Here is a 7,622-nt window from a genome sequence, read left to right on the forward strand (position 1 = left end):
ACACCAACGCTAATGCTCGTGCCATTCAATCCTGCCCAGGCTGTGAGTCCTTCACCTGGCAGCACGGGAGCACTTTCTCGCCCGCTTGATCGACCTGCTCGATCGTCGTCCCGGACGATTTGAGTTCCTGCAACGATTCCAACCCGCTGAATCCGCGGCCCGATGCCGTGAAGCAGCCCGCGAAAATCAACATCAACGCGGCCAAGGCGGGGATCAGGCGGGCAAATCGCAGCGACAACACCCGCAACCCGGCGACCAACGCGACCAGCGCCGGGACACTGCCGAGCCAAAAGGCGGCCATCACGATCGCGCCACGCACCGGGCTGCCCGTCCCCGCAGCAATCAACGCAAACAGATACAACCAGCCGCACGGCAGCAACGTCGTTAACAACCCCGTCGCAAATCCCCGCCCGGCAACCGGCAAGCGAAAAATGTACGGGCGCAGCTTGACGAGCACCTTGCCGACCGCTGACGGAGCGACCGCGGTGCTCTTGGATCGGCCCGCCCACAGACTCCACAGCTTCCACAGCCCCATCGAAATCATCATCGCGCCGACCACCCTGGCCGCCGCGACTTGGATGCCCAACGTGGCTCCGCCAATGTCGATCACGCTGCCGATCAATCCGGCAACGCATCCGGCCAACGTGTACGTCGCCAAACGTCCCAGATGGTACAGCGTCGTCGACGCCACCAATGTGCCACGACTGACCTGGTCACCGCCGCCACTGGCCCAGATCGCCAGCGGGCCGCACATGCCGACGCAGTGCATGCTGCCCAACACACTGGCGGTCACCACCGCCGTCACAAGAACGAAAATCGTGTCCATCACTCGCCTTTGATGTGGAACGTCAAGGATTGTGCAGCCGGTTCCGAACCGCCATCAATCTTGATTTCCAATTGCCAAATGCCGGCCTCCGCCGCCGGCGCCAACGCCAAGTACTTCCCCTCGCCGACGGACTGAAGCGTGATTGGGCGGACATCGCCGGCTCTGGCATGGTGGTACAACTGGCCGCCGACCACCAAACCGTCCAGCGGCTGCCCGTCACGATCGACGAGCTTCAACTCCAGTGCCCGCATGCCGCGGCCGTCGGCCACATCGGAGGCTTCAAAGCTGACCTGCCAACCCAGTCGATCGGCGGCCTCCAACGTTCGCCGCGTCGCGTCCCAGTTCAACGCGCGGTTGTGGTAATCGGGCACCACGGCAGCCGAAGGATCGCCGATGGCCAGATGCATCACCAACCCCATGATCGTGCTCTGGATGACAAACAGAAACACCACCAAGGCGATCCAAAACCGCTTGGCGCGGCGTTCCGCCGATTCGTTCGATTCGATTGCCGTCGCCGTTGCCATTATCGGGGTCCCAACAGTGAAAATTCTACTTCGCGAACGTTGTCGCTCTGATCCGAAATCGTCGCCGCCACCACCTTGCGGCCGCTGCCACGCGTCATCGAGCCCTTAAAGGTAACGTGAACCGGAACCAACACCGATTCGCCGGGCTCCAGGCTCATCTTTGCTTCGTCCAACACTTCGATCGTCACGTTTTGTTCCGCATCGGCGATCAACGAGTAATCCTGGGGCTCGGACGTGCGATTGACCAAGCGAATCCGAAACTCGTTGGACGCGGTGCCGTCGGCGTAAACCGTAAACGGGGCGCCGCCGGGACGAATGATCCGCACGTCGAATCCCGACTTGGTGGAAATCGCGAACACCAGCCCGCTCATCAACAGCAACAGAATCACCGGATAGACGATCGTTCGGGCGCGAAACATCTTCTTCGCCTTGCCCGCGATCGAATCTTGAGAACCGTAGCGGATCAGCCCTTTCGGTGATCCGACCTTTTCCATCACGTCGTCACAGGCATCGATGCACTGGGTGCAATTGACGCACTCCATTTGCAACCCGTCGCGGATATCAATGCCCGTCGGACAGACCACGACGCACTGATTGCAATCCACACAATCCCCCGCGCCGTCGCCGGGCAGGTGCTTGCCCCGTTTGCGGGGCTCGCCGCGGACGGGATCGTAGGCGACGATCAACGATTGTTCGTCCAACATGACCGACTGGAATCGGCCATAGGGGCATGCGATCAGACAGAGCTGTTCGCGGAAGAACATAAAATCAAACAGCATCAGCCCCAGCGTCGCCGCCATGACCGCAAACGCGATCGGGTGCTGGATCGGTGAACTCGTCACCCACTCGGTGAGCTGATCGGTGCGGACGAAGTAGGCCAAGAACGTGTGGGCGAGAAAACCGCACAACAACACGTAAACGCCGAATCGGGCGATCTGCAACGCAGCCCCGACAGATCGTTTCGCCTTGCCGCCCTTGCCGACGGTCCCTTCGAACAAACGATCGATCGGGCGGAACAGAAACTCCATGTAAACCGTCTGGGGACAGGCCCAGCCGCACCAGGCGCGGCCTGCGACCGCGGTGACCAAGACGATGGAGACGAACACCGTCAGCATCAACAAAGCCAGCAGCAGCGTGTCGGTCGGCAAGAACGTGCGGCCGAGGATCGTGAACTCGCGAGCGGCGATGTCCAGCAAGATGACGGGATTGCCGCCGATTCGCAGGTGCGGGACCACGACGAACACCACCATCAACAAATACGCAACCACGCGGCGACGCTGCCACCACGACCCGGTCGACAATCGCGGACGGAGCCAGCGCCGGCTGCCATCTCGCTCCATCGTGCTGAGCACGTGTTGGGGAGACTCCAGGAGTGCGTCGTTGTCCGGTACGGTCTTGGTCATTTCTGTTCTGTTCGAAATCCTCCTAAGACTTCGCCTCTTCGTCAGCGGCCGGTTCTTCTTCGCCGGCCGGTTCTTCCTCGACCGCGGGTTCCGGCCATGGCGGGATCTCGCGTCCTTCGGCCGGCCGACCGCCTTCCACGTTTTGCCCCCGCAGTGTGGCGACGTACGCCGACACCAACACGATTTCATTGATGTGCAATCGATTGGACCACTTCGGCATCGCACCGTTGCCCGCACCGTTGTTGATGACTTTGCCGATGTCCGCCAACACCGCCACGTTCTTGTACGCCTCGTCCGTCAAGTTCGGGCCGACTTTGCCTTCACCCTCGCGGCCGTGACAGGACACGCAGTTGGCACGAAACACCGACTCGCCGACCTTGACCCAGCTGTCTTTGGCCATGAATTTGGCGATCGTCGGACCATCCAACTTCAAGTCACCGATCTCGGCAAATTGCAAGCGCGTGTTCTCCGCCAATGCGACTCCGTATTGATCTTCGATCGATCGGCCTTTGGCGCCGTTGTGGTAATACACCCAATAGAACGGGCTGAAAACGATCGACGCGATAAACAACCACTTCCACCAACCCGGCAACGGATTGTCATACTCTTCGATGCCGTCGTAGGCGTGGTCAGTCTTTGGTGCTTCACTCACTGCGCGGGTCCTCGATTCGATCGCTTAATGGAATGGCGGCAAACTTTTCCGTGGCGTTCTTGCTGAGCCGAAACGCACCGAAAAAGATCAGGAAAAAGGTGCCTACAAAAAGTGCCAACGCAACCTCGGCACAGGCGGAATAGTCGATGAAGGAAACTAAGTCTTTGATCATGGTTCAATCACACGAAAGGTCGTTCACTCGGTCTCGGGGGCTGGGTCGGACTCGGCTTCCGCCGCAGCCGTTTCGGCAGCCTGCTCGGTCGCCTCTTCGGCAGCCTGCTCGGTCGCCGCTTCGGCGGACTCCGTCGATTCAACCGCTGCCGCGGCCGCCGCGTCAGCGGCAGTTTCCTCCGCGGTGGGTTCTGGGGTCGCGAACAAATCGACCCCGACCCGTTGCAGATAAGCGATCAACGCAACCGCCTGTTTGTCCATCGTCATCGGCGGTCCGCCCTGGGCGACGATGTCCGCGGCGACCTTCTCGGCCTGCTTGTAAGCGATCTCGGCCGTGTTGCTGAGTTCTTCGTCCGAATACGGGGCGCCCAATTGCCACGCCGCTTTGACGTGCGGTGCGATGGCGTCGTAATTCATTTCGTCGGTCAACAGATGCTCGTAGCTGGGCATCACCGAACCGGGCGAGACGTATTCCGGATTCTCGAAGTGCCGCCAGTGCCAGAAACTACTCTGCCGGCCACCCTCACGCGCCAGATCGGGACCGATTCGTCGGCTGCCCCACTGGAACGGACGGTCATAGATGAATTCGCCGGGCTTGCTGTACTCGCCATAACGTTTCGTTTCGGCAACGATCGGACGAATCATCTGAGAGTGACAGTTGTAACAGCCCTCGGACACAAAGATGTGACGCCCGGCCAGTTCCAGCGGCGTGTACGGTTTGACCGTCGCGATCGTCGGAACGTTCGATCGAATCAAGAACGTCGGGACCAATTCGAACAGGGTCGCGATCACCACGGCCAACGTCGTCAGAACCGTGAACTTGACCGGCAACCGCTCCCAACGGCGGTGCCAACCCATCTTGGCCCAAACACTCAACGCCTTCGCCGAATCCAACATCGGAACGTCATCCATGTCGCTCTTCGGCTTCGGGTCATCTTGATAGTCGTCCGTCAACCGAGGTGCCGAGTAGACCGGCACGTCGTAGCTGTCCGGTCGACCGAACCAGGTGAACAACGCGTTGATGCACAGCATCACCACGCCAGCGACATACAACGCTCCGCCGAGCACCCGCACCCACCACAGTGGAACGATCGACTGAACCGTTTCGATGAAGTCGGGGTACTGCAGGTTGCCGGTTTCATCCATCGCACGCCACATCAGGCCTTGCATCAGCCCGGCGGCATAAATCGGAACGATGTACAGCAGAATCCCCAGCGTGCCGGTCCAGAAGTGCAGACTGACCAGCTTGTCACTCCAGATCTTGGTCTGAAAAATCCGCGGCAACAGCCAGTACAGCATGCCGAAGGCCATGAAGCCGTTCCAGCCGAGTGCTCCGGAGTGAACGTGTGCGATCGTCCAATCGGTGTAGTGGCTGAGCGAGTTGACCGACTTGATCGACAACATCGGGCCTTCGAAGGTCGACATGCCGTAAAAGGTCACGCCGACGACGAAGAATTTCAACACCGGATCGGCGGCGACCTTGTGCCAGGCCCCGCGAAGCGTCAACAAACCGTTGATCATCCCGCCCCAACTGGGCATCCACAGCATCAAACTGAACAACATCCCCAGCGTGCTGGCCCACTCCGGCAATGCCGTGTAGTGCAGGTGGTGGGGACCGGCCCAGATGTAGATGAACACCAGCGACCAGAAGTGAATGATGCTCAAGCGGTAACTGAAAACCGGTCGATCGGCCGCCTTGGGCAGAAAGTAATACATCAGTCCCAAAAACGGCGTCGTCAGAAAGAACGCCACCGCATTGTGGCCATACCACCACTGCATGAACGCGTCCTGAACACCGGCGTAAACGCTGTAGCCCTTGAACAGCCCGGCCGGCACCACCAAGTTGTTGAACACGTGCAAGACCGCGACGGTCACGATCGTCGCAATGTAAAACCACAACGCGACATACATGTGACGCTCGCGGCGGTTGATCAGCGTCATCATGAAGTTGCCGCCAAAGATCAACAGCCAAACCACGGCGATCAGGATGTCGATCGGCCATTCCAATTCGGCGTATTCCTTGGATTGCGTGATCCCCAACGGCAGCGTCACCGCCGCCGCCACGATGATCAATTGCCAACCCCAAAAGTGCAGTCGGCTCAGCGTGTCGCTCCACATCCGAGCCTTGCACAACCGCTGGGTGCTGTAATAGACGGCCGCGAAGATCGCGTTCCCGGCAAATGCGAAGATCGCCGCGTTGGTGTGCAATGGCCGCAATCGCCCGAAGGAAAACCAGGGAAGCCCGCCGGTCAACGTCGGCATCACCAACAATAAGGCGACGACCAAGCCGACCAACGTGGCGACCAGCGCCCAAACGATGGTGGCCGTCGCAAACAGCCGCACAATTCCGTCGTCATAGCTAAATGACTCCAGTACTGTCGTGCGTTGTGTCGTGGTCCCATCTGTTGCATCGGGTTGCTCCGATTGATTCGCGACATGCGTGTCCATCAGCGGCGTTCATTCTTGGTCTGTAAGTTCCGGGCGATCAAAACGGCTATGACCGCGACAAGCCCGCTGTTTAACAAATTTGGTGCCGAAGGCGGAGTGTTAAATCCAAATCTGGACCCTACAGCGGCGAAACGCCGCGAAACGCACACCAGGCGTGACGGTTTGCCGCATCCAAAAATCCGTTTTTCGTGCCCAGTCGCACAGCTGGGTGATCGAGCGCGCCCGATCGCACAGCCAAAGCCCGCCATTCCCTCCGCCCCCGGACGGTCGATTGCCCCGGTCGCCACGCCGGCCATGCAATTCGGGTCTTTCCCACCACGTCCTTCCCAAATCGGCGCCCGATCACACCGCGATCGGCACCGCGTTTGCATTACAGCTGATTCGAGATCGAGGCCGAACTTGTAAGCCCCGCAACCGAAGGGAAAGGAAAATGATCGAACGGGACAATCTTCACCGACGTGGACAGGCTCTGGAAGACCAATACTTTCAGCGCGTCGACCAAGAACTTCTAAAGAAACTGCGTGAAAAGAGCGAACGCGCCGAACGTTTGGCGGAACTGACCAAGGCCACCGGGGTGCGTGACGAACAAGTGGCCAACCACCTGATCGAAGCCGGCTTCGACGCCTCCAACATCGCCGCGATGACGCTGACACCGATCGTGTTCGTCGCCTGGGCGAGCGGATCGGTCACGCCGGAAGAACGCAAAGGCGTGATGAGCGCCGCGTTGCGACGCGGCGTCAGCTCCAATCCGCTCGCCTTCCGACTGCTCGAACAGTGGCTGCAACGACGGCCACCGCGCGAAATGTGGCATCTGTGGAAGGAATACGCCGCAGCGGTGCATCAAGACTTGCCGGCCGAAACCGCGAACAAACTTCGCGCCCGCTTGCTCGAGCAAGCCAAGGAAGTCGCCATGGCCTCCGGTGGCGTCCTGGGCGTCGAGAAGATCTGCCCCGCCGAACAACGGGTGCTGGACGAGATCGAATCGACCCTGCCCGTTCGCGATGAAGACTGAAATTGACCGACCTCGATTCACTCCCGACTGATGGATACACCGATGCGCCGCGCCACCTTCCTCATGTTCGCTCTCATCGCCGCCGTTGCGATGCCGTCGTTTCACTGCCCTACCGCCGTCGCCCAAGATCCCGCCGGAGGCGACCGTTTGGCCCCAGACAACGTCGCCCCGCTGATGCGGCGTAAACTCGATCGTGCCAAAAACATCCTGGAAGGGCTGACGCTGGAACAATTCGACAAAATCGCCAGCAACGCCCGCTCCCTTCGTCTGTTGAGCATGGAGGCCGGATGGAACGTGGTCCAAACCGAAGAATACCGCAAGCAGAGTGACGACTTTCGACGAGCCTGCACGGCGATCGAAAAAGCAGCCGACGCCAAAGACATCCATCGCGCCGCACTGGCCTATGTCTCCCTGACGGTCCGCTGCGTCGATTGCCACAGCTACATGCGCGAAAACAAAATCAAACTCGCCGGATTCGATCTGCGAAATCACTGATCCCGATCCGCCCTCCGCCGCACCTTGGTTTTCGGGTAGGCGGTCGTGGACGAGGCGACGAGTCCTCCGTAGTCGGCATATTGGCAGAGGG

The 7,622-nt window shown here is 60.0% G+C and carries 8 protein-coding genes; 2 read left to right on the forward strand and 6 right to left on the reverse strand.

Annotated elements, in window-relative coordinates; translation table 11 throughout:
• Positions 1–25: 25 nt before the first annotated feature.
• Genes ABX749_RS14685 through ccoN form a run of 6 tightly spaced genes read right to left on the reverse strand, consistent with a single transcriptional unit; the run spans position 26 to position 6,024 of the window.
• Complete coding sequence (locus ABX749_RS14685; protein ID WP_372896639.1) at positions 26–826, reverse strand: sulfite exporter TauE/SafE family protein; 801 nt, start codon at positions 824–826, stop codon at positions 26–28.
• The gene (locus tag ABX749_RS14690) at positions 826–1,350 is read right to left on the reverse strand and encodes a FixH family protein (protein ID WP_372896640.1); all 525 of its coding nucleotides are present in this window, start codon (positions 1,348–1,350) and stop codon (positions 826–828) included. Before ABX749_RS14690 ends, ABX749_RS14685 begins: the two co-directional genes overlap by 1 nt.
• Positions 1,350–2,753, reverse strand: a complete 1,404-nt coding sequence (ccoG, locus tag ABX749_RS14695) for a cytochrome c oxidase accessory protein CcoG (protein WP_372896641.1) — start codon at positions 2,751–2,753, stop codon at positions 1,350–1,352. Before ccoG ends, ABX749_RS14690 begins: the two co-directional genes overlap by 1 nt.
• A 22-nt stretch (positions 2,754–2,775) precedes the next feature.
• On the reverse strand, positions 2,776–3,405 hold the full coding sequence (locus ABX749_RS14700; protein WP_372896642.1) for a cbb3-type cytochrome c oxidase N-terminal domain-containing protein: 630 nt from the start codon (positions 3,403–3,405) through the stop codon (positions 2,776–2,778).
• Positions 3,398–3,577 (reverse strand): hypothetical protein, encoded by a 180-nt coding sequence (locus ABX749_RS14705; RefSeq protein WP_095739512.1) that lies wholly within the window; start codon positions 3,575–3,577, stop codon positions 3,398–3,400. The genes ABX749_RS14700 and ABX749_RS14705 overlap by 8 nt, the downstream gene beginning before the upstream one ends.
• Positions 3,578–3,600: 23 nt before the next feature.
• On the reverse strand, positions 3,601–6,024 hold the full coding sequence (gene ccoN / locus ABX749_RS14710) for a cytochrome-c oxidase, cbb3-type subunit I (protein WP_372896643.1): 2,424 nt from the start codon (positions 6,022–6,024) through the stop codon (positions 3,601–3,603).
• Positions 6,025–6,454: 430 nt separating this feature from the next.
• Between ccoN and ABX749_RS14715 the strand changes: the two genes are divergently transcribed.
• Complete coding sequence (locus ABX749_RS14715; RefSeq protein WP_145210564.1) at positions 6,455–7,036, forward strand: hypothetical protein; 582 nt, start codon at positions 6,455–6,457, stop codon at positions 7,034–7,036.
• A 63-nt stretch (positions 7,037–7,099) separates the two neighbouring features.
• Positions 7,100–7,531 carry a hypothetical protein gene (locus ABX749_RS14720; RefSeq protein ID WP_372896644.1) on the forward strand — a complete coding sequence of 144 codons (432 nt, stop codon included), beginning with the start codon at positions 7,100–7,102 and terminating at the stop codon, positions 7,529–7,531.
• Positions 7,532–7,622 lie beyond the last annotated feature (91 nt).

This window comes from Stieleria sp. (genome assembly GCF_041595215.1).
Taxonomy (GTDB): Bacteria; Planctomycetota; Planctomycetia; order Pirellulales; family Pirellulaceae; genus Stieleria; species Stieleria magnilauensis.

Coding starts and splice junctions, on each gene's coding strand:
- ABX749_RS14715 (WP_145210564.1), top strand. CDS start 6,455: ATGATCGAACGGGACAATCTTCACCGACGTGGACAGGCTCTGGAAGAC.
- ccoG (WP_372896641.1), bottom strand. CDS start 2,753: ATGACCAAGACCGTACCGGACAACGACGCACTCCTGGAGTCTCCCCAA.
- ABX749_RS14705 (WP_095739512.1), bottom strand. CDS start 3,577: ATGATCAAAGACTTAGTTTCCTTCATCGACTATTCCGCCTGTGCCGAG.
- ABX749_RS14690 (WP_372896640.1), bottom strand. CDS start 1,350: ATGGCAACGGCGACGGCAATCGAATCGAACGAATCGGCGGAACGCCGC.
- ABX749_RS14685 (WP_372896639.1), bottom strand. CDS start 826: ATGGACACGATTTTCGTTCTTGTGACGGCGGTGGTGACCGCCAGTGTG.
- ABX749_RS14720 (WP_372896644.1), top strand. CDS start 7,100: ATGTTCGCTCTCATCGCCGCCGTTGCGATGCCGTCGTTTCACTGCCCT.
- ccoN (WP_372896643.1), bottom strand. CDS start 6,024: ATGGACACGCATGTCGCGAATCAATCGGAGCAACCCGATGCAACAGAT.